Below are 24,770 nucleotides of genomic sequence, written 5' to 3' on the forward strand. Positions count from 1 at the left end.
ACCAAAATTTATCCACCCACCAACCGAGTTTTTTCGGAAATAATCTTTAAAACTTCACGTTTGTTGAATATGACTATGTAAAACTACAAGACTTTGGGCAAGTTGAGCCAGACGAGTTTCTAAAGATTGCTTACGCCCCAACAGTTGGCGTAACTTTTGGTAGCGAGCGATCGCTATGCTAACAGTGGGAACCTGATCCGCAGGACATGGGCGTGACCAAACTTTACCAGAATCGTCTACACCGCAGAGGCGATAACCAGTAATAGATGATTGATAGGATACTTTCCCACCACTGGCACAAATTTCTTCCACGTAGTTCATGAGGCGGTCAACTTCTGCATGGCGGAGTGTTGCAGTTCCTCCTGGTTCTGGTTCGTGGGGATTGGATTCTAACCAGCCATTGACAATCGGTCCTTCTAAGTAAATATCCTGAATTTGCTGCAAAATATTTTGGAGTTCTGTTTGCCAACCAGCGACACTTTCCTGAATTTCTTGCAATAGATTCATTGCCAAACCCGGATTTGCTCCGTGGCGATGGCTACTGATGCTGGGAGTTTTTAACTTCGGTAAGCTGGGTGTTTTGCTACCGTTTTCTTCTGCTTGAAAGGTTTGCACAGAGTCATGGTGAGGAAATAAATTTTGTTCAGTATCGACACCAAGGCCAACTGTTTGTCCTTGTGTCTTTAGTTCAGCTTCCTCAAAGGATTGAGTCTGTGTATTTCCCGTGGTTTCATTAGCTGTGACGCTGATTCTAAAGGAGAAAGGCCGTTTTGTGGCATCACCTGCTTCCGGAGCAGAGGCAGTGCCGCGAGTCCCTAAATCGTGTAGAGTTGCTTCAATGCGTTTTAAACCCGGTTTCATAAAAATATCCTAAAGTTTGTTGTCGATACAAAAATGCTAACTAACATTGCTCACATTTTCTTACTGTTTTCACCTGTAAGTGTCACCAATATTTAGTTCGCAGCCTTTCCCAGACTAATAGTCTGTCCCATTAATTTTGATGGGTTTGTAGTGAGCGATTTATCGCTCAATTTTAAGTACTGAAGTACTTGTTACAAACTTTTATAACCCTTCAAAACTTTTGCGACAGAACACTAGGTGCTTATGAACTTAAATTCGTAGCAGCAAGCCTTTAATTACCCCTACTCAGCACTCAGCACTGGCTAAACGCCCCGCTATCCATGTACAGCACTCAGCACTTAGAAGTGATGATAAACTACAAACATAGCCATCTTGTTAAGATACTCAGGAAAAAATTTTGGGTAAAGTCATCTTAGTAACAGGCCCAGCCCGATCTGGTAAAAGTGAATGGGCAGAAACTCTGGCCATGCAGTCGGGTAAAGCAGTTATTTACGTAGCCACGGCCACTGATAACCCAAACGATCGAGAATGGCACAAACGCATTCTAGAACACCAAAAACGTCGTCCCCAAGAGTGGGTTACCCTATCTGTACCTGTGCAACTGTCTGCTACCCTTGCTGATGCAAAACCCCATAGCTGTCTTTTGATTGATTCTTTAGGAACTTGGGTAGCAAATCTTCTAGAACAAGATGACCAAACCTGGGAAAATATTCTTGCAGAACTGTTGGAGACAGTGGATCTGGTGGCTGCTGATATGGTGTTTGTCGCCGAAGAAGTCGGTTGGGGTGTAGTGCCAGCTTATCCCATTGGTAGGACGTTCCGCGATCGCCTCGGTTCTTTAGTCCGCCAGCTAGGTGCGCTCTGCGATAGTGTTTATTTAATTACTGGCGGTCATGTTCTTAATCTCAGTATTCTTGGTTACCCATTGCCAGCACCAAAGTCTTAATTCAAAATTAAACATTCAACGTCGGAAATATCCTGATTAAAATCTAAAATTGTGGTATGGCTACCAAACAACAAGTTAAAGGATATCTTGCCTACTGGTTTCAGTTGGGTAAGAAAGTGATCGCAAAGAACGGTAAGGCAAGCATTTTGCCTCAATCCGTGCTAGATGGCGATCGCTATAGCGAAGAATTTGAAGAATGCTGGGAGAAAATTCTCTCACCGGAATCTGGGGACTGTTACTTAGAAGGTACCCAAGAAACCATTGCCGAATTGTTAACATCGGCATGGGATATGCAGCCTTGCTGTCGCTGCATGATGCCAGTAGCTGCACGAAACGTCGGAATGCCAGCTTTGTTGTGTCCCTGCAATAATTTACCTAACTGGCCGAATACCGAATTGCCAGCACCGCGAGAGCCAGTTAACACACAAGAGCAACTGAAAACAATTAGCGATCGGGTGTTGAATAATATTACATAACTTGTAATTCGTAATTCGTAATCACGCTCTCTAGACACTGCACGTAGCTTACTTCTCGTTAGGGCTAAGCGGACTAGCTCTAAGCTCGACTTGAGCCATTTTCTTTGCAACGCGATCGCTTAAGCTGAAACCTTTGTGGGACAGTAGTTTTACTTTTTTAACTTCATTCATAATCTGTGACGTGGAAAAAGTACTTGCCAAAAAGCCAGGGTTTTTGCCGCATTAAGAAAACCGAGTTCTTAATTTTGGATAAAGTCGAGCTAAGAGGTTGTTTGAAAAGTAGTTAGCTGTGATTTTAGGCATGAATCAAGCAACCTAACTTTTAACAGCGACAAACTCAATATTAGTTGCAGTATATTTGAGCGGTGTATTTTTAGTTAACCATTGGTCTACAGATTCAAAAACTTGGTATTTAGCATAGGAAATAGGATTTTTAGGCAAAAGTTGTCTGTGCCAAAGGTCAATAAGTTCAAAATTACTTCGCTGGAGGAGGTATTCTACGATCTTTTTGGAATACAAACGGTTATGGTAAAAATCTCCCCGTAAATGCGCTAAATGCTGAGTCCAAGAAAGGTAATAAGGAAGGAAAAAACAGAAGAAAAGACCTGATGGTATTTGATTTCTGAAACTGTGAGATAATTTCTATCCAAATACAAGCAAATAATCGGAAAAATACGCGGATACGTGATATACTTACGTTTGATTAGTGCGGGTTGCAAAATCTTACTAAGCGTGAAAATATTGAAACACTTGGCACAAAATAATTAAACTAATAAAAAATCAAGCTGATTCCTCAGCTTTGTAGATTAGCCAAGGTATTGCCTCTAAAAAGTATTTTGCTCATCAACTGTGCCACTATAGAAACATCATAGCTGCAAATTGAGCAATAGGAAGACTAAAGAACACTGTGCAGATAACATTCTTAGGGACGAGTTCCGGTGTACCAACGCGATCGCGTAATGTTTCCAGCGTCGCCCTGAGATTACCCCAAAGGGCAGAACTATGGTTATTTGACTGTGGCGAAGGCACTCAGCATCAAATTTTACGGAGTGAACTAAAAATCAGTCAACTCTGCCGAATTTTTATCACCCACATGCACGGTGACCATATCTTTGGCTTGATGGGACTTCTTGCTACTTGCGGCTTAGCCGGGAATGTAGAACGAGTTGACATCTACGGGCCATCTGGATTAAATGAATACATTCAGTCCGCCTCACGTTACTCCCACACACACTTTTCTTACCCGATTAAAGTCCATACTGTCCGTCCAGGGGTCATTTATGAGGACGATGACTTCACCGTTAGCTGCGGTACTTTACATCATCGCATTACAGCTTTTGGGTATCGCATAGCCGAAAAAGACCGCACAGGACGCTTTGATGTCGAAAAAGCTAAAGCGTTGCAAATTCCTCCCGGTCGCATTTACGGTCAACTCAAGCGTGGTGAAACAGTAACCCTTGACGATGGACGCGTGATTGACGGCGCCGAATTGTGCGGACCTACAGAAATTGGTCGAAAAATTGCTTATTGTACAGACACAGTTTATTGTGATGGTGCAGTGGAATTAGCTCATGATGCAGATGTCTTAATTCATGAAGCAACCTTTGCCCATCAAGATGCAGATATGGCTTTTCAGCGATTGCATTCTACAAGCACAATGGCAGCGCAAACAGCTTTAGCTGCTGGGGCACATCGATTGATTATGAGCCATTTTAGTCCCCGCTATGCTCCGGGAAATAACTTAGAGTTAAAAGATCTGCTTCAAGAAGCCCGTGCTATTTTTCCGCGTACTGACATGGCTTATGATTTTATGATTCATGAAGTACCGAGGCGACGGGAAGTAGAGTTAACCAAAGTAGGCGTTTAAATAATTTGTAATGGGGCAAAGATAAGAATGACAAATGACCAATGACAAATCCTATAACTTAACTAAGTAACTAATAAGTTACGGTTAACTATGTGTATCAAAAATATAGTAATATTATGATTTAAATATTTTTATCAAAATATTTTATATATTACGAGTTAAAAAAATAACCTTGTGTATATAGTATTTCTGGTACGAATAAAAATTTATAGTGGAATAATTAAGAAAAATAATTAATTTTTGGACAAGATTTGTCTTCCTAAAATAAATATTGATTGAAAATTTGTTCTTCCAGTACTGATTTAAAGTTTAGATGCATGAATTGATGAACATGAAAACGTTAGTTGACATAATATTATCCCAAGTGGTTTTATTCTTGGGAGAAAAATTCGGTATTGTGTTGTAGCTATAGGTGTAAAAAAATCATTTCAGAAATGTTGCTCAGAATCTTCCAAATATATTCTTTCGATATTAGAGGAGTTGAATAGTGGTTAAGACTAGTCTGAATCAAGAGCATCAAGTTACTACCTCAGCACAAAGCGGGGTTGACATCAGACAACTATCTACTATTTTGCTTCGTCAACGTTTTGTGATTTTGGGGGTTTCTTGTGTAGTCATGTCAGTTGCCAGCTTCTTCGCTGTCACGACTAAACCTAGCTACCAAAGCTACATGCAGATATTGGTAAGTTCCAATTTATCTGAAGGAGCGCAGTCAAACAATATTCCAGAAGAGGTAGACACCAAAGTTAGCAATTCCAATTTAAAAGTTGTTGATTACACTACTCAGATGAAACTCATGCTGAGTTCCAAGCTGCTTCAAAAAGCTGTAGATTTACTTCACTCCGATTATCCCTATATAACCTTAGAAGATATCAAAGGTGAAAAAGAACACAACAAAAAAGCAGCGCTGAAAGTCACCCAAGAAGACGCAAACGTAGAAGATAATCAAGCTTTTAGTCAAGTATTTGAAGTTTCCTTTAATGATGACGATCCAGTTAAAGCACAAAAAGTACTTCAAGCTTTACAGAAAGTCTATCAAAACTACAATACAGAACAAAAAAAAGAGCGTTTGGATCGGGGACTGGCTTTTGTCAACACCCGAATACCTGAAGTAAAAAAAGAGGCGACTAAAGCTGATAAAAATTTAGAACAGTTTCGCAAGAAACATAATTTACTCGATCCAGAAACACAAAGTAAAATCCTGCTACAATCTCTAGCTGATGTTCAACAACAACTACAAACTACTCGCGCTCAACTTCAAGATGTCAACGCTCGATATGATAATCTACAACAAGAAATAGCGTCTTCTTCAGAAGATAATGCTAAAATTTCTTCTCGTTTAAATCAGTCAAGCCGATACCAAACGCTATTAAATGAAATTCAAAAAACTGAACTAGCACTAGCTAAGGAACGGTTGCGTTATACAGATGATTATCCATCAGTACAAAAACTGAAGCAGCAACGCGAAAATGAAATAGTACTGTTACGGCAAGAAGTTAAAAATATTACTAGCAGTAAGAGAGAACAACCCTTAAAAAACGATATATTAGGAGTCGATCCCAAGCTAGTAGACGAGTTAATTTTATTACAGACAAATGTTTTAGGATTAACTGCGAATGAAAAAAGTTTAGTGCAATCAGAACAACAGCTTAATTCTGAAATCGGCAAATATCCAAACTTAACAGGAGAATATAATCGTCTGCGACAAAAGGCAGAAACTAGTCATAAAACCCTCGAACAACTGATTCAGGCACAACAGTCCTTAGGAATGAAAATTGCTCAGGAAGGATATAACTGGCAAATTTTGGGAGAACCTACTTTGGGTAGTTATGTAGAGAATGGCAAATTATTATTTTTGCTTGGAGGAGGAGTAATTGGGCCGATTTTAGGTATTTTAGCAGCATTAATTTTGGAAAAGTTTAATGATGCCATTTACTGTGCAGCAGATTTAAAGAGGCTGACAAACTTACGTGTACTGGGAACGGTACCAAAACTGCGATCGCCTCATCCGAAAAAGCCTCTCCTAGATATATCTTGGAATAAGCAACGAAGTTTACCTCCTTCTATGGTAGAAGAAGCTAGTGCTAATTTACCTGTCCATGAAACTTTGGACATGATCTACCAAAACATTAAAATATTAAAATATCCGTTACCTTTCAAGTCGCTGATGGTAACTTCAGCACTACCAGGAGAAGGAAAGACAACCTTAGTATTAGGGCTAGTGGCTAGTGCTACCCGAATGCATCGACGGGTGTTAGTAATTGACGCTAACTTGCAGAATCCGAACCTGCATAAAACTTTAGGACTCTCCAATGATTGGGGACTATCTCTGTTATTAGTTGATGAGATAACTACCGATTTTCAAGATTATATTCAACCCATTCACCCCTTCATTGATATTTTGACTGCTGGCCCTGTTCCAGAAGATAGAGTGCAGCTGCTGAGTTCTCAGAGAATGAAAGAATTAATTGAGTTATTCGAGGAAAGTTACGACTTAGTACTGATAGATGCTTCATCAATTTTAGCCACCGTTGATGCGAGGATTATTGCATCTTTTTGCAATGCGATCGTCATGGTAGAGCGCATGGGTAAAGTGACCCAAACTCAATTTACTCAAGCTACAGAAATTTTGAGTAAGTTGAATTTAATTGGAATTATCGCTAATGAAGTGAGATAGTCTTTACAAATAGGGAGCATCTTAACCTTTGCAAATATACCCAGGTGATTACAAATCGATGCTCTCCTACAAACAAGCGTAATAACTGACAAGATGAAAATCTTGTCAGTTATTCAAGTTTTCCTTTCACCATCTATATTTGATCGGGCTAGTTACTCTAATTTAGATTTCTCTCTGCTATTGCTCCCAGTTCTGGCGAAGTTAGTGGAGCCAAGTAATCCTCTGAATTCTGACTCCTGTTTTACCTTATATCCTTAAAAGACACTCGAGCCGTTGGTGCATTTAAATCTTTACTCGCAAACGCACAATATGCATCCGGATTGATTTGTCCGTAAGTTTTGAGAAAGTTAATACAGCTGCGCCGATCTTTAAAGGTAGCTACATAAACTATAAATAAATTTTTTTTATCTGATAAATTAGGATAATCTGGTATCCAGAACACTCCTGATTGACTAATTCCCTGACTCTGTAAAATTTTCACTTGCTTGATAGCAGCTTGCAGATTTGGCAAACTAGAATTGGCGACAAAATAAAAAGAATTAGCTAGATTAGCGCTATTTGTGAGCAGTGATTCCCGATTTGTCCCGATTTGATTATTTGACGTTCCAGGTGGAATAGATAACGAAGAAGTTTCTCCCATCTCTGGTTGTGGAAGTAGTGAAGATTTAGCTCCTCGATCTGTCCCAAATTGAGGCGAATTTGCTAACAAAAGACCAATAATTACAGATGCGCCAATTAATCCACCTCCGACTAAAGTACTACCAATAAAAATAGCGTTTTGTTTAATGCTTTGAGCATCTGGTAATCGAATAATAGAATTATTCAAACCAGATAGTTGACTATACATCGGTACTTTCGGTGCAGTGGAATTTGCAATTGTTTCCAAAGCATTCAGCATTTCTTTAGCAGTAGAATAGCGCTCTCTAACGTCAAACTGAGTTGCTTTTTTTAACACTTCCATAAAATTGGAACTGATGGCATCCCGATTCCAAATATTTTCTACGGTGTACGAGTCTGTCATCAATTCATGGGGCAATTTTCCCAGCAACAAAAAAATTGCTGTTAAGCCCAAACTATATAAGTCACTGGCAAAAACTGGACGCCCTGCTGCTTGTTCGCTAGGCATAAAACCTGGTGTCCCAATGATAATTGAATTACTAATACTGCCTTCTGAATGCATTACTGTTGCCATCGTTTCTCGCACTGCACCAAAATCAATTAAAATTGGTTGACCATCAGATGAGCGCAGAATAATATTATCTGGTTTAATGTCGCGGTGGATGATGCCTTTGCTATGTACAAAGTCCAGGACTTTCAACAGACTAATTAAAATTGGAATTACTTCACTTTCGCTTAAACAACCATTTTGTTTTACTTGTTGGTTGAGAGTTTGCCCAGAAATCCATTCTTGTACCAGGAAAAATTGCCCATCTGCTTGAAAGTAGGCGTATAGAGTAGGAATTTGATTGCTAGCTCCTCCCAGTTCTTCTAAAATTGCAGCTTCTCTTTGAAATCGCCTTTGTACTAACTGGTAAACTTCAGGGTTGTCGGTCAGTGGTTTGAGTTGCTTAATTACACAACGGCGTCCCGAAGGCATTTGGGTATCTTCGGCTAAGAATGTTTCGCAAAATCCACCATTTCCAAGTACGCTAATAACACGATAGCGATCGCTCAAAAGTGTTGATATCATTTCGTTTTCTTGACTCAGGTTTGTCTATAAGCAATCTTTAGAACTGAAAAGCTACAATCGCCTGGTTTTACAACTTTGTCAGTGGATAGTTTTTGATATAAATTTTTAATGTATTTAAAAGAAGCCTATAATGCATTGGTTGCATATTGATTTTTAGTATCTAAGTATGAGAATATCATGAACTGCTGCTTTCATTAAGATATTGAAACAGATATGGAAAGTGGTATTCTTCTGGAGAGTTTGTAATTCTTATTGGGTATATGCTATTGGGCATGGGGCATTGCTCGGGAGATAGAAGACACAAAGACAGAAGTTATATAGACTTCACTTAATTTCTGAATCTAAGGAAACCAGAAGCTCTTATTTCTCTTTGCATTGGCCGATCTGTGCATCAGCCCTAATTACTAAGTATTCATCTGAACTTGATATTATTTTCTTTATTCAAGGAAAGCAGCCCCGATAAAACAAGTTTCAAAAGCCTATTTGCTGCTTCCTATCTCCCAATAGGCTTCAGTTAAAGGCTACTGGCAAAAATTTTGGGTTTTCGAGACGCGATATTGGGTTCTCGAGACGCGATATATCGCCGTCTCTACAAGTGTTTTGGCCTTATCTGACCTGTATTGTCCTATCTCCTGCTTCCTGTCTACTTTCTAAGAATCACTCAAAAGTGATAAATAAATAAAATTTGTGAAATAATCCAGCATAAGCTTAACCTGAGGTTTCAAGCAGATATGGCTATGAGTAGCACCTACGACATAGGACTGATAACGGTTTCAATTGTGATTGCAGTTCTGTCCTCATACACAGCTCTTGATTTGGCTGGACGGCTAACAGTAGTCAAAGCATGGGCTAAAGTACCTTGGTTAATTGGTAGTGCAATAGTTATGGGAATTGGTATCTGGTCGATGCACTTTGTCGCTATGCTAGCCTTCAGTCTGCCAATACCGATCGCCTATGATATTTTGACTGTGCTAGTTTCTATACTGCCGGCTGTTATTGCCTCAGGGGGCGCACTTTTTCTTGCGAGTCGCCCAGTCTTAAGTATTTGGCAATTGCTGATTGGTGGAACATTAATGGGTATTGGTATCGCCTCTATGCACTACATTGGAATGCTGGCGATGCGAATGGAAGCAACTGCCACATACAGTCCAGTCATGTTTATACTTTCGATCGCCATCGCCATTGGTGCATCAATTGTAGCCCTGAAGATGGCGTTCCAATTAAGCACAGAAGCTATTATAACCAAGTGGTGGACTAAGATTGTCAGTGCTATTTTCATTGGGGGAGCGATCGTTGGGATGCACTATGTCGGGATGGCCGCGGTTAGCTTCACGCGGACTAACCCAACAGCAATATCTGCCCCAGTTAGAATGAATAATTCCCTGACTTTGCTCGGTCTTTCCATTGCTACTGTAACATTCGTCATTCTCGGTTTTGCCCTGATCGCTTCACTTGTAGATCGGCGTTTATCTTTCCAAACAAAGCTTTTAGCACAGCAAGAAGCCCAAGCCAAACGTTCGCAGTTATTTACAGAGATTACGCTGCAAATTCGGCGATCGCTAAAGTTGGATGATGTGATGAACACAACTGTCTACGAAGTTCGTCAAGCATTGAAAGCAGACCGTGTGGTTATGTATCGTTTCAATAGTGATTGGAGTGGTACTATTATCGCCGAGTCTATCGCTGCGGGTTGGACAAAAACCTTAGGAAAAACAGTCAATGACCCCTTCCGGGAAAATTATATTGAAATGTACAAAAATGGTCGAGTCCGAGCTACCAACGACATTTTTACAGCTGGTTTTACAGAGTGTCACCGGGAAATTCTCGAAGGTTTTGAAATCAAAGCAAATTTGATTGCACCAATTATTCATAACAATCAACTTGTCGGTTTATTGTGTGCCCATCAGTGTTCTCAACCCCGGTATTGGCAAAAGTATGAAATTAATTTATTTAAACAATTAGCTATTCAAGTTGGTATCGCTTTAGAACAAGCAAGTGTAGTAGATGAACTTGAGCAAGCACAGAAAGTTTTGCGGTTGCGCGATCGCGCGATCGCCTCAACTAGTAATGCTATGTTCATTACTGACTTGCGTCAGCCTGGAAATCCCATCATATTTTGCAATGCTGCCTTTGAAAAAATTACAGGCTATTCATCTCAAGAGGTACTCGGATGCAACTACCAATTTCTCCAAGGATCTGACACAGATTTAAACAGCATTACAGAATTACACAAGGCAATGGAGGCTTCTAGAGAATGCCAAATTGTACTTAAAAGTTATCGGAAAGATGGAACTTACTTCTGGTGTGAATTAACACTTTCTCCTGTACCAGACGCATTTGGACAAATAATAAATATTATTGGAGTGCTAGCTGAAATTACTTCGCGCAAGGAAACAGAAGAAGAATTGAAGCGTAGTCAACAAGCTATCCAAGAGCAAGTGCTAGAACTTCTCTACGATCTTAATGAGGTATGCAAAGGAGATTTAACTGTTCGCTCTCAAGTCACAACAGGCGAAGTTGGAAAATTGGCTGATGCGATCGATACCATCATTTATAGCCTGTGGCAAATTGTCACTCAAATCCGAGAAACTGCCTATCAGATGAATGTTTCCCTTAGCGAAAATTCTGGTGTCATCCAGCAAGTGAGAAATGAAGCGCTTAAACAAGTCGAACAGATTACCTCTGGTCTTCAGGAAGTAGATCGTCTGAATTTCTGGATTCAAGGGGTGGCAGATAGCGCCCAAAAAGTACAAGAAGTAAGTATCACTACTATTAATACAGTAGAAACAGCCAAGGCAACAATAGATTTTACTGTGGAAAGCATCTTGAATTTGCAACAGACAGTTTCACAAACAGCTAACAAAGTCAAGTATTTGAGTGAATCTTCGCAAAACATTTCTCGTGTTGCATCAACGATTCAACAAATCGCCGCCCAAACTAACTTGTTAGCCAGCGATGCTAGCATTGAAGTGACATGGATGGGCGATGAAGGTCGAGGCTTTGCAAAAGTAGTAGAACAAATTGGTCAATTAGCCGTCCAGTCTAGCGAAGCAACGCAAGAAATTCAAGGCATTTTAACTGACATTCGATTGGAAACTGGCGCATTAGTCAAAGCGATAGAATCGGGAACGATTGAGGTGGGAGAAAGAGCCAATCTCGTGCAAAACATTAAGTTGAACCTAGAAGATATTTTAGAGGTGTCTCAACAGATAAATCATTTAGTTCAGTCTATTTTTATGGCAACAGGATCTCAAACAGAAACTTCCCAAGCGATCGCATCTTTGCTTCAACAGATTGCTGAAACCTCAAAATACACCAGAGATTCTTCTGCTGTTGTATCTAACTCTCTCCAACAAAATATAGAAGTGGCACTGCAATTACAAGCCTATGTCGGTGGATTTAAAACCGGGGAATAGAGATATAAGCTGTTACGCATTTAATTTGTACATTTACCTGATAACTGATGACTTGATGCCTGATGACCATTAACCGTCAACAGTCAACGACCATCAAGAGTGTTTATATACTTTAGACGCGCATCAGCTTAGGACTAGTATTTGATTTGTGAAATATTCTTATAAATACATATCCATAAGGAAAAATGTTTTGAATTTTGAATTGTTAAATGTTCCCTAAATCACCATAAGATAATTAGCGCGGTATTTCTAAGATTAAGGAAGATACAATGACATTATTAAAAGATCGAGTCGCAATTGTCACAGGTGCTTCACGGGGGATTGGGCGAGCGATCGCCATTGAACTAGCCACACAGGGAGCGATCGCAGTTGTCAATTATGCCAGTTCCAGTGCCGCAGCTGAGGCAGTTGTTGGAGAAATTACAGCAGCGGGTGGTCAGGCGATCGCTCTACAAGCAGATGTTTCTAAAATCGATCAAGTAGAGGCGCTAATTAACGCCGTCATGGAAAAGTTTAAGCGTATAGATATCTTAGTCAACAACGCAGGGATCACCCGCGATACACTGCTTTTGCGCTTGAAACCAGAAGATTGGCAAGCTGTAATAGACCTAAATTTAACTGGTGTTTTCTACTGTACGCGAGCTGTCAGTAAAATTATGCTCAAACAGCGATCGGGGCGGATTATTAACATTACCTCAGTTGCTGGGCAAATGGGCAACCCAGGTCAGTCAAATTACAGCGCCGCTAAAGCAGGTGTCATCGGCTTTACCAAAAGCGTTGCCAAAGAATTTGCCTCTCGCGGGATCACTGTTAACGCCGTCGCCCCTGGATTCATCGCCACTGACATGACTAGCGATCTTAACAACCCCGAAGATATTCTCAAATTCATTCCACTAGGTCGCTTTGGTCAAGCAGAAGAAGTCGCTGGTATGGTACGCTTCCTCGCCGCCGATCCTGCTGCTGCCTACATCACTGGACAAGTATTTAATGTTGATGGTGGCATGGTCATGGCGTAAACAGTGCTGAGTTATCAAGCCTAAATCAGGAATTTCAGATATTCCTAAATCTTTCTTTCAAAGAGGGATTTAGGAATATCTACAAGTATTTAATACATCACCGATTTGATTGCTGCCACAATCCCAATCGCTTATTTTTAGCATTAGCTTCTGCAATTAAAAATTGGGTTTTAGTTTCGTAGCAATTATATAAAGTTTCTTGGTCAATGACTGCATTACCTTCTTCTACTAAACGGAGATTTACTGAGCGATTATCTACAAATACTTCACCAACTGTACGACCATTATTGAGTTGTTCCGTGCTTCTAATCACCACACGACTTTTAGATGGTAGTAACTGTTTTAGCCTTTGTGTTGCTGCTAATGCTGATGCCTGGCTAGTCGCTTTTGGTGAGTTAATACACGCTAGTTTGACTGTAATTGCTTGTCCGGCATTATCTTTAACCAAAACTGTATTCCCATCTGCGACACCAACTACTGTACCTAACACCAAAATTAGTTGTAGTAATTCCATCATTTTATTTGTAATAGTTTATGCTTAAGTCTACAATTTTATTTCAGTAATCAGGTGGCTAGTGTGATTTAACTCACAAATTAAAAATAAATTGATTACTTGATAAACGCTTTGTAGTCTTCAATTTTACTAGCCAAGCGTGATGCAAGAAACAGACTTGCATCTTTCAAAGCTTCATAAATCTGAATAGCTTCTGCTCGATATCTAACAATTTTGTCTTGATTCCAATGCTGTGGGGGTGCTTGTAAATTGGTGATTCTATCCGCTAGTTTTACCATCGATATTTCTGGCGATCGCTGCTTTATCCTTCGTAAACTATCAGCCATTTGCAAATTTTTTTCTAGGGAATTATTTTTAGTTAATGCAAGTACACCATTAGCGATTGATTCACTGAATTCAGTTTTTATTTCCTCAAAAGTAGTATCAGTATCTTCAATTATGTCATGCAAAATAGCACATTGAACTGCTAGGTTGCCATCATGTTCTTTTTCCGCATCTAAGGCAGCAATTACCTCCATACTCACAAAACTTAAGTGGACAATGTAAGGTATTTCTGAACCTGGCATATTCTGACCTTGATGTGCTTGTGCTGCTTTCTTTAAAGCTTTGATATAACTCTCTTGTGACCAGTTTTGTTTCATAATCTATGAACCCTCTCCTTTAATCATCTGGAAATTGCCAAGATGAAATACTTTCCACATCTTTGCTACTGCATTTAATACAAGTAACATCAAATGTTGAATCTATCCACTCATAACCGCAAGCATGACAGTGACAGAAAATATTATTACGGTTTGCATCTTTTATACCCTGATACCATTGCTTTTGATCCTCAGGATTTTCAAACGGAAGATGATCGGACATTCTCATAAACCTTTTATCGTTATAAAAAACGCATCATCTGTTGCAATATCACAGCCTGAACCTCCGGTGTATAAATCAATAGTAACAACGGTTACCATTACATTGGCTAAAAGGAGGACAAAGGCAAAGCACACGAAAAATTTATTTTTTTACTGAAAAATTTATTTTCTTTATGTATTAAGTAGCTTTCACGATTTTATATGTATATTCTATCATTCATTGTTAATTATCAAATGTATAATCGATCATCCATTCTTATTTATTATTTGCCTCTATTACTTATTCATTGGTTAATATTTTGGTATTAAAGTATCTCTTTTAAAGACATAACATATCATTCACCTAGTAGTCATTTATGAATGATTTTTGTGAAGTTGTCTAGCATTTATCTATTGGAGACATTGCCTGAACTTTTGCTACAGAAATGATGAGGCATTATATGAATAGTTAGCAATTGTACGGCACTATCCAATGTCTAAAGAATTATTAAACTCTTTTCAGGAAGCATACAGCAATCTCGAACTGTTTCCGTTGATGGAACGGAACGAAATGGAAAGATTTAGAGTCGAATATGGTGATGATTTGATTGCAGACCTTAACCAATTAGTTGAAGACAGTCCCAACGGAGATGGTAAAATTGTCTTTACAGGACATCGTGGATGTGGTAAGTCAACTTTGTTGGCTGAATTTAGCAGACAAATTCAAAATAAGTATTTTGTAGTTCTATTTTCTATTGCTGACAAAATTGAAATGTCGGCAGTTAACCATATTAATATTCTGTTTGCCATTGCAGTTAATTTAATGTCAGAGGCAGAAGCCCGCCGAGTTGATATTCCTCAATCTACTAAAGAAGCTCTTTATCAATGGTTTGCGACTCGCACACGCACTGAAGAATTAAATTTAAAAGCAGAGGCTGAGATAGGTTTTGATCTTCTCAAGTTAATTAGTTCTAAATTAAAAGCTGATGCTAGTGTTCGGGACGAAATTAAACAAGAGTTTGAACGTAAAATCTCAGATTTGGTCGCTAGGATTAACGAAATTGCTGCTTTGATTCAATCTGCTACAAAACAAGATGTCTTAGTAATTATTGATGATTTAGATAAACTAGATTTAGGTAGAGTTAACGAAATTTATAAGGATAACATTAAAGCTCTTTGTCAACCAAATTTTCGGATTATCTACACTATCCCGATCGCAGTTCTTCGAGAAACATTTATTAGCACAATAATTGCTATCGAAACTAACGATCAAATTGTGCCAATGCCTGTACTGAAAATTTTTGAAAAAGGTAAAAATCGGTTTCCTAATGCTCAACCTCGTCCCGAAGCAACAAAGATTCTCGGTGAAGTTTTACAAAAGCGCATTTCTGATGAATTAATCTTACCGGAAACCGCCCAGAAAATAGTGATTTATAGTGGTGGAGTATTACGAGATCTCATTCGGATTTCTAAGGAATGCTGCCGCATTTGTTTACGAGTTATTCGACGAAATCCTACAGCAAAAGTTATCATTGATGATACAATTCTAGAACAAGCAATAAATAAAATACGTAACGATTTTTCTATACGTTTAGGAAAAGCTGATATAGATATTTTGCAAAGTGTTTATGAGCAATTTATGCCCAACGATCCCAAGCAAGCAGAGTTTTTAGATTTGCTGCATGGATTGTATGTTCTAGAATATCGTACTGATGAAACTTGGTATGATGTTCATCCAATTATTATAGAAAGTTTGAGAAGGCAGGGAGCCATCAATGTTCAATGAAGAATTATTAGATGAACAAGGAGAAAATCAAGATGCTTACGATGATTTAATTGTTTCTATTGAAGCTCAAAGGCGGGGATTAAATTTATTAATTGCAGTTTCTGATGATAGTAATTTTCGCGATCAAGTTATAGCTGAATATGAAGCCGAATTACAACCTAAGTTTCGTGCTTATCGAGTAACTTTACCACGTCAAGAACCGAGTTTAAAAGCTGCTCTTAATCAACTGGTACAAGAAGACGAATATCTCCGTCAGCGTCATCCGGCGGTAATCACTGTGACGGGTGCTGAACAACTTTATTTTTTGAAATTAGAAAAAGAGCAATCAGAACAGGAGAAATTCTTTGGTTACTTACAATGGACAAGGGAAGGATTGCGCGATTTTCCTTTTGCCATTGTCTTGTGGGTAACTAATCAAATTCTAGTGAATTTGATTAAAAAAGCTCCTGATTTTTGGAGTTGGCGCAATGGTGTATTTCGGTTTGCATCTAAAAAAACTAATGCAATTGCTGGTAAAGAATTAGAACCGATACGCTTTGTTTTTCGAGATACGGAATTAGCTGGCACAGATACTAATGAAAATAACCATTTTTTCTTACCTATCCAAGATTTGCAAAGGTTAATTGAGAACATCAAAGAGGAACGAGGAAGTAAAGACTCCAGTTTGGCTACTTTATACTCTAGCTTGGGTGATATTTATCGCAGCAGATTAGAACGAGGTGAGTCTCAGAATTATCAAGAAGAACAAGAATTAGCAATCAAGTATTGGCAAAAAGCAAGTGAGCTACAAAATGAATTAGGTTTGCAGGTAGATTTAGCGACTAGCCTGAACAATTTAGCCGGAATATATCGTGCAACAGGACGATATAGAGAAGCCGAACCTTTATATCAAGAAGCTTTGCAATTAAGGAAACGTCTGCTAGGAGAAAATCATCCTTCTTTTGCTACTAGTCTGAATAATTTGGCAGGACTTTATAAATCTACTGGACAATATACTAAGGCAGAACTACTTTACCAACAAGCTTTGGAAATGAGGAAACAGTTGTTAGGAGAAAATCATGCTGATGTTGCGGCTAGTCTAAATAATTTAGCATTACTATATGATGAACAAGGACGTTATGACGAAGCAGAACCGTTGTATCTGCAATTATTAGAACTTGGAAAAAGTTTGGTTGGGGAAGATCCTCCTTCTTTTGCTTTGATATTGAATAATTTAGCTCTACTTTATTATCATCAAGGACGTTACAGTGAAGCTGAACCTTTATCTCAACAAGCAATAGAATTAGATAAGCAATTTTTGGGAGAAGAAAATCCTGATGTAGCGACAGATTTGCACAATTTAGGTTTAATATACCGCGCTCAAGGCCGCTACAATGAAGCGGAATCTTTATTTTTGCAATCTCTGGAACTGAAGCAACGGGTATTACAAAAAGCGCATCCACTGTTAGCGGATACTATCTATGCTTTGGGTTATATGTATCGAGAACAGGGACGCTACGATGAGGCGGAACCTTTATGCATAAAAGCATTAGAACTCGATCGCCTTTTATTGGGAGAAAGTCATCCTAATGTTGGCGAAAGTCTCAACAATTTAGCAGAAATTTATCGGGAAACTGGGCGTTATGGTGAAGCCGAACCGCTTTATTTGTCAGCTTTAGGAATTTGTGAACGAGTTTGGGGTGTCGATCATGTTCGTTGTCTGGCTGTGCGGGAGAATCTAGAAAAACTCGCAGTGGCGATGGGGAAGAATTAAGGATAAATGACTCACAGAAACTTGTGTGTAGACACTACCCGCTTGCAAGCAGGGGTGAAGAGTGCTGAGTACCGAGTGGTAAGTGCTAAGTATGGTGAAGCAGATACATTTTCTATACACAGGGATACTACTTTGACAAAGTTTGCTACAAGTAGTGTTATTTATGATTGTCATAATTAAAGCAACTGACTCTCAATCATCAATGGTGAACTCTACCCTTGTTCTGACACTCTATGTCAACCCTATAATAGGGAATGATACTAATATTGGTTCGCGGTTAAGTCCGTTTAAAACCCTCACCCGTGCTTTAAAAGTTACTAAAATACCCACAATTATTCATTTAGCATCTGGAACTTACAACGCCACTAGTGGCGAGGTATTTCCGCTAGCGATCCGTGGAGGAGTCCAGGTGGTGGGTAATGAAGCTAACAAAGGAGCCGGGATTATTATTTCTGGAAGTAGCGAGTATCAAAGTGACAGTTTTGGGATGCAAAATATCACGCTACTCTTGTTAGAAAATGCCAGTCTTTTAGGTGTAACTGTTACAAATCCTTCAATAAAAGGTACTGGTATCTGGATTGAATCGGCTGCGCCTACTTTAGCTAACAATACTTTAACTAATTGTGGGCGAGAAGGTGTATTTACCACCGGGGCTGCTAAACCCACAATTGTAGATAATCTATTTGTGCAAAATACTGCCAGTGGGTTAGTGATGGCAGGTGATAGCCAGGGACAAGTATTAGGGAATGTATTTCAAAGAAACCCTTTGGGGATAGTAGTTAGTGACTTTGCTGCTCCCGCGATCGCCAATAATAAATTATCAGACAATCGCACGGGGATCGCACTTTCTCGTAACGCCCGCCCAGTACTGCGTCAAAATCTCATTACCAAAAATACCCAAGGTGGTCTTTTTGTTAATGGCAATGCAGTCCCCGATTTAGGTAGTAACGAAGAGCCCGCTGGTAATATATTTTGCGATAATAGTGAATTTGATTTACACAATGTCACCACACAAAACCTTGTTTCGGTAGGTAACCAGTTGAATCCTTCTCTAGTCAAAGGTTTGGTTGAATTGGTTGCAAAGAAAGAGGACACAGGAGCGCGGGAACACACAGACGCGGGGAAAAAGGAAACGGGGATACGGAGACACGGAGATACGGGGAATCTATCACAAACACTCTCCGCGTCACCGAGTCACCGCGTCACCGCTTCTTCTTTCCCTCCATCTCTTCAACTAGATGACCATTGGGCAAAACCATTTATTCGGGCATTGGCGAGTATGGATTTAACTCAAGGTTTTACCGATGGTAACTACCAGCCAGATAAACCTATGACTCGCGTTCAGTATGCGGCTTTGGTAGCGGTTGCTTTTCACCCCACTGCTAAACGCCCAGCACCCAATTTTACGGATGTAGCCAAGGATTTTTGGGCTTATAACGCCATCCAAATCGCCGCTAGCGGTGGCTTTGTTGGCGGATTTAGCGATCGCACTTTCCGCCCTCATCAACATGTGCAACGGCTACAGGTGATTGTCTCTCTGGTTAATGGACTGGGCTTACCACATGCTGATAAGGATGTCTTAGAAGTGTACAGCGATCGCCATACCATTCCCGACTATGCCCAAGAAGCTGTTGCTACTGCTACACAACAGAGGATAGTTGTCAACTATCCAGATCCAAAACTCCTTGCACCTTTACGTCTGGCAACATACGCCGAAGTTGCGGCGATGGTTTATCAGGCATTAGTCGCCATTGGGCGAACACCTGAGATTCACGAATTCTGAATTAATTGCACCTTAAATCAATCGATAGACTCTTGCATATCGGAAGTTGACAAGTAGAATAGGAAACACTGCCTATCGACTTAATAACTCTGGAAAAAAAAACCATGTAGTTAAAAGCACGATAGGCTATATGCGATGGGTGAAAAATCATAGACCTATTGCCTAAAGCTAATAGCCCCATGTTAACAACACTTCCAGACACCTCTGCCAATTTGGCGATCGCCTTATTAATTCACTATAGTTTTGATCTCAGCGGGTATAGTGCCAATGAGCTAGTTGAACGTTGGCAAACGCAATACCCACTTAATTGGCTACACCTGGCAGTGATTGAAGCACTATATCAAGGTCGTTATAAAGCCGTTTCGGTGCAGCAAATCTTAGTATTTTGGCAGCGTCGGGATCAGGCTACATATCATTTCAACATGGAATTTGAACGGATGATTTGTAGCAAGTTTCCTCAAAACCTAACTTCATTGGCTACACCAACCCTACCGCCAGCCAGAAAAAATGCCCCTGTTGAGAAACTGACGAGGCTTCAATTACCACCAGGGAAAACTAGTAATGGTCATCAAAAAACCAATACCGCAACTTTGCAACTCATCGCTGGAGAACAAAAAACATCTTTAGGCGCAGAAGAAGCAAAACAGGAAGCTAAGGAAAATAAAAGCGCCCTCAAGTCTCCCAGTGCTGGCGACTCAGCTTCTGTCGCAACGCTTCAGCTAGCCTCTACTGTCACCCAAAAGCAAACCTTACCAGAAAGTCAATCACCAATCTCTCAGCAACGGCAAAAACTTCTACCACCTGCTGTTATTCATCCTCCAATAGGACAATTTACCCCAGAAAAAAGCGATCGCTCTGACTCTTTCACATCAAAACTCAAGGCCATGTCTGGGGAACAGGAGAGTCGGAGAGTGAGGGAGTAGAGGACAAGGAGACAAGGGGACAAATAAAACTCCTAACTCAGTACGGACTAAACGTCCCGCTATCCATGTGCAGCACTGAGTGGGAAGCAGGGGAGTAATTAATTTTTGTTACAGCATATTTCAAGTTACTAGTATTCAAGCTAAGTATAAAGCGTGTTTTATTTCTGACTCCTGTTAGCGCAGCGGGGCGTAGCCCATTCTGACTCCTGAATTCTGATGTAAGTTTTTATGTTGTAATTAATTGTTGAAAACGCTCATCATTGGCAATATCATCAAAATCTAGGTCAGCTGCTGCTTCTTCTTTGTATCTGGGATTAAGTTCAATTGCTTGTTTAAGAGCTACTAGAGATAGTTCAATTTGTCTTTGTAATGCGTAACAGGCTGCTTTATTGTAATGGGCACTAGCATAATCTGGCTTAATTTCTAATGCTTTGTTAAAACTAGCGATCGCTTCATCATCGCGTCCCAATCTTACCAAAGTATAACCGTGTTTATCCCAGATTTTTGGAGAATTTGATTGAAATTCTAAAGCTTTTTCAAAAGACGCTATTGCCTCTTCATATTGTTCTAATGCTACTAGAGAAAGACCCCGATTCAACCAAGCAACTGCATCCTGAGGTTGAATTTGTGTAGCTTTATCAAATGAAGCGAAAGCTTGCTGATGTTGTTGTAAATTACCAAAAGCGACACCGCGATCGCACCAAGCTTGATGGTAATCTGGTTTAATCTGAATAGCTATATCGTAGGAGGCGATCGCATCTTTATAGCGTTTCAATCTTCCGAGAGTTAAGCCGTGTTTTAACCAAGCTACAGGGTCATCAGCTTGGATTTTAACAGCTTGGTTGTAAACTGCGATCGCATCTTGATAACGTCTTTCAGAAAATAGCCCATCTCCCTGCTTTATATACTCATCAGCAGTGAATTCAGGTTGTTCTGACTCTGCCTCTTTTGTTTCTTCAACTTCAGCATTCACATCCTCTGGGATGGATGCAGATGTCATTTCAATTAGTTTCTGAGGAATGGCATCCTTTCTTTGTTGAGCATCAAATTGTAACTGGGAAAGTTGAGAGACAAACTCAGTTTCTAATTTTTCTAGTTTTTCCAAAATGAGAATCTTTTGTTGTTGAGCATTGAATTGTAATTCGGAGAATTGCGAAGTAAACTCATAACCAGACTTTTCTAAATTCTCAATGATTAACTCCTGAGATTTTTGAGCATCTATTTGGAATTTGGATAATTGAGCAGCAAAATCTGATTGCAATCCTATTAAATTCTCAATGATTTTATTTTTTTCTTCTTGAGCATCGTTCTGCAATTCCGATAATTGAGATTTAAATTGATAATCTAATTGTCCTAGATTCTCAAATATGATATTTTTTTGTTGTTGAGCATCAATTTCTAATTTAGATAATTGAAAAGCAAACTCTGACTGTAATTTTATAAAACTCTCAATAGATATATCCTTTTGTTTTTGAATATCAGACTTCCATCCAGAAAGTTGAGATTTGAACTCAGATATAGATAGTTCTAAATCAGCAACAGCTATTTCTTTCTGGTGTTGTACACCTAACTTTAAATTTGACAATTCTTCAGACAGACCAGATGCTAATTTTGCTAGATTTTCCAGTGCTAAATCTTTTTGTTGTTGAGTCTCTAATTCCAAATTAGAGAACTTAGAATCAAATTTTGACTCTAAATTTTCTATATTTTCTTGAGATTTTTTAAGTTGAGTTTCTAACCTACTCAATACCTGTGCTTTAACTAAATCTAAATCCGATGTCAGAATAGATAAATTTTCTTGTTCATTTTTAATTTTTTGTTTTAAAGCATCTGTTTCTTGTTCTAATTCATCATTGATTTGTTTAGCTTCTTGAATAATATTTTCCGCATCTTGCTTAACAGTACTTAGCTGATTTTGCAATTTTTCTAGACCCTGTAGCTGTTGCATTGCTCTATCAACAATTTCACGGATTATCACCCGTCGTAATAGCCAAAGTAAAGCAAGCACTGCTACCGGAAATAGACTTAATATAACTAGCCAGATATCGAGTAGGATAGTTGTACGGCTAAAAGCACCATTTAAATTAGATTGAACTTGCTGTTCAATTCGCTTTTCAGCTCGTAATCGTGCCAATTCTTCCCGTTCCTGATTCGATACAACCGCAGTCGGAGTTATTGCTGGCTTAGATGATGGTGCAGATTGTCCACTGACAATACTAATAGGTAACAATAACGGTGAAAAGATAATAGCGCTTTTGACAATTAAAGCGAAAATAGCTTGATTTTTGCTCTTCATAACAACCATCTCAATCTGTCGGTCAGTGTTTGAAGCGGCGTGCCTCTCTCCAATCTATAACAAAATTCAGTAGTAATCTGGTGAACTATACTAAAGGGTAGGCATTGATTTGATTCTCTCACGCTTTTTAACTCCGTGACTACCTCTAATGGAGTATCTTAATTTTTACAATAAATACTTAAGATGCAGACTATAAAAAGACTTTTACCAGAGGTCTGTTAAAGATACTTCTTGAAAATGGGGTAGCGATATTGCCATCCTTAAATTAACATCAGATTATGTAGAAAAAGCAGATTACTTTGCCTAAAATTTATTTAACAAAGGCGGTAGGAAATGAGTCGCATAAATCCCTATACACTGCAAATGCAGATTACCCGAATGTTTGAGCAGGGACAATCATTATTTGTCACAACCAAGGTGCAGGAATGGTTAAAAGAACGCAAACACAACCCACTCGATTATGACATTATTTTCCATCAAAAACCTGCACCTCCTGGTTCAAAACAAGTGATGGTAGTCGAGATTGAATTACGTCGCAAAGATGGACAACCTGTAGATCCTTGGTTACAAGAACAAGCCAACCTTCATGCATAATAAGCTGTTACGCATTTAATTTGTACATTTACCTGATGACTGATGACTGAAAAACCGTTAACAGTTAACAGTCAACGATCATCAAGAGTGTTTATATACTTTAGACACGCATCAGCTTAACATTTTAGATTGTCAAAGGGTTAAGTACGAAGACGTAAATAAATTATAGTTTGTGGTAAATACTTTAGTCCTGATAATACTCAAAAAGCGATTAATTGCTTACTACAAACTAGAAATTAATTGTGACTGAAGATAATTTCCCAAAATAAAGCGTTCCGAATTGTGGAACGCTCTTTGTTATCTTTATTACAATAAGAACTATTGCTTCAAATAATTAAAATGGAATCTCATTGGCATTAGGTTTGTGGATTTCAATATTTATTTATATTTCAGTGAGGTTGGCATCTTTGCATTAGAGTGTAGTAAATATTACTCATCTAATTTTATCAAAATCACCCAATCAGGTGAGTCTAATGGGTGAAGTCCAAGAAAATTAAATATCATAAGATTGAGGCTATAAATCGTTGTTTGTCACACCAATTTATAGCCTCAAAAATTAGGAAGTGGATGATGAGTGTAAACCAAATTTGTGAAGAATTATCAAATCAAATTTATGCCAACTGGGCTAAAAATTTGTTTGGATGGATGATGGTGAAAGATAGCAAAACATATGATAAATTTATAGGCGATCGCAAACGCTCTCTTTTTGCTAATCTCCAAGGTAAAGTATTAGAAATAAGCCCACGAGATGGTTCTAACTTACCCTATTATCCTAAAGATATCCACTGGATAGGAATTGAACAAAATATAGATATGCATTCCTATCTCCAAAAACAAGCAAAAAAATTAGGTTTAAAGAGCGACGTTCGCATTGGTAATGGTGAATGGTTAGATGCTGAAGACAATAGCATAGACACTGTTGTTAGTACTTTAGTTTTATGCTCCGTGCCAAATACAAATTATACATTACAGGCAATTTTAAGAGTACTCAAACCTGGTGGACGCTTGTTGTTTATTGAACACATCGCCGCACATCAGGGAACTTTATTGCGAAAATTACAAAATAGAATTAGTCCGATTTGGAAAATGTTAGGTGATAATTGTCATCCAGATAGAGAAACTTGGATAGCCTTAGAAAAAGCTGGTTTTAACAGCATTAATTATGAGTATTTTGAAGTAGGATTGCCGATTGTCAGTCCTCATATTATCGGCGTAGCAACAAAGTGAGAAAAAGTTTTATTCCATCGTTGTTAACATTTTACAAATTTTCTGACTAAGGCAAAGGAAAAAGTTAGATCCCCGATTTCTTAAAAAGTCAGGGATCTCGACA

At 38.9% G+C, this 24,770-nt stretch carries 19 protein-coding genes; 13 read left to right on the forward strand and 6 right to left on the reverse strand.

Annotation, left to right across the window (positions count from 1 at the left end; all coding sequences use genetic code 11):
- Positions 1–54: 54 nt before the first annotated feature.
- Entirely contained in the window at positions 55–861 is an 807-nt protein-coding gene (locus ACFG4S_RS18565) for a hypothetical protein (RefSeq protein ID WP_392530508.1), read from the reverse strand.
- A 397-nt stretch (positions 862–1,258) separates the two neighbouring features.
- Between ACFG4S_RS18565 and cobU the strand changes: the two genes are divergently transcribed.
- From cobU to ACFG4S_RS18585, 4 genes are all read left to right on the forward strand, one after another.
- On the forward strand, positions 1,259–1,807 hold the full coding sequence (gene cobU, locus ACFG4S_RS18570; RefSeq protein WP_392530509.1) for a bifunctional adenosylcobinamide kinase/adenosylcobinamide-phosphate guanylyltransferase: 549 nt from the start codon (positions 1,259–1,261) through the stop codon (positions 1,805–1,807).
- A 56-nt stretch (positions 1,808–1,863) separates the two neighbouring features.
- Positions 1,864–2,283 carry a hypothetical protein gene (locus ACFG4S_RS18575; RefSeq protein WP_392530510.1) on the forward strand — a complete coding sequence of 140 codons (420 nt, stop codon included), beginning with the start codon at positions 1,864–1,866 and terminating at the stop codon, positions 2,281–2,283.
- Between the two features lie 907 nt (positions 2,284–3,190).
- Entirely contained in the window at positions 3,191–4,150 is a 960-nt protein-coding gene (locus tag ACFG4S_RS18580; RefSeq protein ID WP_392530511.1) for a ribonuclease Z, read from the forward strand.
- 487 nt (positions 4,151–4,637) lie between these two features.
- The gene (locus ACFG4S_RS18585) at positions 4,638–6,827 is read left to right on the forward strand and encodes a GumC family protein (protein WP_392530512.1); all 2,190 of its coding nucleotides are present in this window, start codon (positions 4,638–4,640) and stop codon (positions 6,825–6,827) included.
- 241 nt (positions 6,828–7,068) lie between these two features.
- On the opposite strand, the gene ACFG4S_RS18590 is transcribed toward ACFG4S_RS18585, so the two are convergent.
- Positions 7,069–8,517 (reverse strand): protein kinase, encoded by a 1,449-nt coding sequence (locus ACFG4S_RS18590; RefSeq protein ID WP_392530513.1) that lies wholly within the window; start codon positions 8,515–8,517, stop codon positions 7,069–7,071.
- A gap of 737 nt (positions 8,518–9,254) precedes the next feature.
- On the opposite strand from ACFG4S_RS18590, the gene ACFG4S_RS18595 reads away from it, so the two are divergent.
- Both ACFG4S_RS18595 and fabG read left to right on the forward strand, forming a co-directional pair.
- Complete coding sequence (locus ACFG4S_RS18595; RefSeq protein ID WP_392530514.1) at positions 9,255–11,933, forward strand: MHYT domain-containing protein; 2,679 nt, start codon at positions 9,255–9,257, stop codon at positions 11,931–11,933.
- A gap of 269 nt (positions 11,934–12,202) precedes the next feature.
- Positions 12,203–12,949 (forward strand): 3-oxoacyl-[acyl-carrier-protein] reductase, encoded by a 747-nt coding sequence (fabG, locus tag ACFG4S_RS18600; RefSeq protein WP_392530515.1) that lies wholly within the window; start codon positions 12,203–12,205, stop codon positions 12,947–12,949.
- Positions 12,950–13,046: 97 nt separating this feature from the next.
- Here the strand turns inward: fabG and ACFG4S_RS18605 are convergent, their stop codons facing one another.
- The 3 genes from ACFG4S_RS18605 to ACFG4S_RS18615 form a co-directional block, all read right to left on the reverse strand.
- A complete protein-coding gene (locus ACFG4S_RS18605; RefSeq protein WP_392530516.1) occupies positions 13,047–13,466 on the reverse strand; it encodes a thermonuclease family protein in 420 nt (139 codons plus the stop codon).
- A gap of 92 nt (positions 13,467–13,558) precedes the next feature.
- Positions 13,559–14,104 carry an HD domain-containing protein gene (locus tag ACFG4S_RS18610; protein ID WP_392530517.1) on the reverse strand — a complete coding sequence of 182 codons (546 nt, stop codon included), beginning with the start codon at positions 14,102–14,104 and terminating at the stop codon, positions 13,559–13,561.
- A 19-nt stretch (positions 14,105–14,123) separates the two neighbouring features.
- On the reverse strand, positions 14,124–14,327 hold the full coding sequence (locus ACFG4S_RS18615; protein ID WP_392530518.1) for a hypothetical protein: 204 nt from the start codon (positions 14,325–14,327) through the stop codon (positions 14,124–14,126).
- Positions 14,328–14,798: 471 nt separating this feature from the next.
- Between ACFG4S_RS18615 and ACFG4S_RS18620 the strand changes: the two genes are divergently transcribed.
- The 5 genes from ACFG4S_RS18620 to ACFG4S_RS18640 all read left to right on the forward strand — a co-directional run bounded on the left by ACFG4S_RS18620 (position 14,799) and on the right by ACFG4S_RS18640 (position 20,550).
- Positions 14,799–16,091, forward strand: a complete 1,293-nt coding sequence (locus ACFG4S_RS18620; protein WP_392530519.1) for an ATP-binding protein — start codon at positions 14,799–14,801, stop codon at positions 16,089–16,091.
- Entirely contained in the window at positions 16,081–17,844 is a 1,764-nt protein-coding gene (locus ACFG4S_RS18625; protein WP_392530520.1) for a tetratricopeptide repeat protein, read from the forward strand. The genes ACFG4S_RS18620 and ACFG4S_RS18625 overlap by 11 nt, the downstream gene beginning before the upstream one ends.
- A 6-nt stretch (positions 17,845–17,850) precedes the next feature.
- A complete protein-coding gene (locus tag ACFG4S_RS18630) occupies positions 17,851–18,024 on the forward strand; it encodes a hypothetical protein (RefSeq protein ID WP_392530521.1) in 174 nt (57 codons plus the stop codon).
- A gap of 22 nt (positions 18,025–18,046) precedes the next feature.
- The gene (locus tag ACFG4S_RS18635) at positions 18,047–19,627 is read left to right on the forward strand and encodes a DUF1565 domain-containing protein (RefSeq protein WP_392536022.1); all 1,581 of its coding nucleotides are present in this window, start codon (positions 18,047–18,049) and stop codon (positions 19,625–19,627) included.
- 179 nt (positions 19,628–19,806) lie between these two features.
- A complete protein-coding gene (locus ACFG4S_RS18640) occupies positions 19,807–20,550 on the forward strand; it encodes a hypothetical protein (RefSeq protein ID WP_392530522.1) in 744 nt (247 codons plus the stop codon).
- Between the two features lie 226 nt (positions 20,551–20,776).
- Here ACFG4S_RS18640 and ACFG4S_RS18645 read toward each other — a convergent pair whose 3' ends face one another.
- Complete coding sequence (locus tag ACFG4S_RS18645; RefSeq protein WP_392530523.1) at positions 20,777–22,846, reverse strand: tetratricopeptide repeat protein; 2,070 nt, start codon at positions 22,844–22,846, stop codon at positions 20,777–20,779.
- 333 nt (positions 22,847–23,179) lie between these two features.
- Between ACFG4S_RS18645 and ACFG4S_RS18650 the strand changes: the two genes are divergently transcribed.
- Positions 23,180–23,440 (forward strand): hypothetical protein, encoded by a 261-nt coding sequence (locus ACFG4S_RS18650; RefSeq protein ID WP_392530524.1) that lies wholly within the window; start codon positions 23,180–23,182, stop codon positions 23,438–23,440.
- A gap of 567 nt (positions 23,441–24,007) precedes the next feature.
- Complete coding sequence (locus ACFG4S_RS18655; protein WP_392530525.1) at positions 24,008–24,667, forward strand: class I SAM-dependent methyltransferase; 660 nt, start codon at positions 24,008–24,010, stop codon at positions 24,665–24,667.
- Positions 24,668–24,770 lie beyond the last annotated feature (103 nt).

It is taken from the genome of Nostoc sp. C117, assembly GCF_043099735.1.
GTDB lineage: Bacteria > Cyanobacteriota > Cyanobacteriia > Cyanobacteriales > Nostocaceae > Nostoc.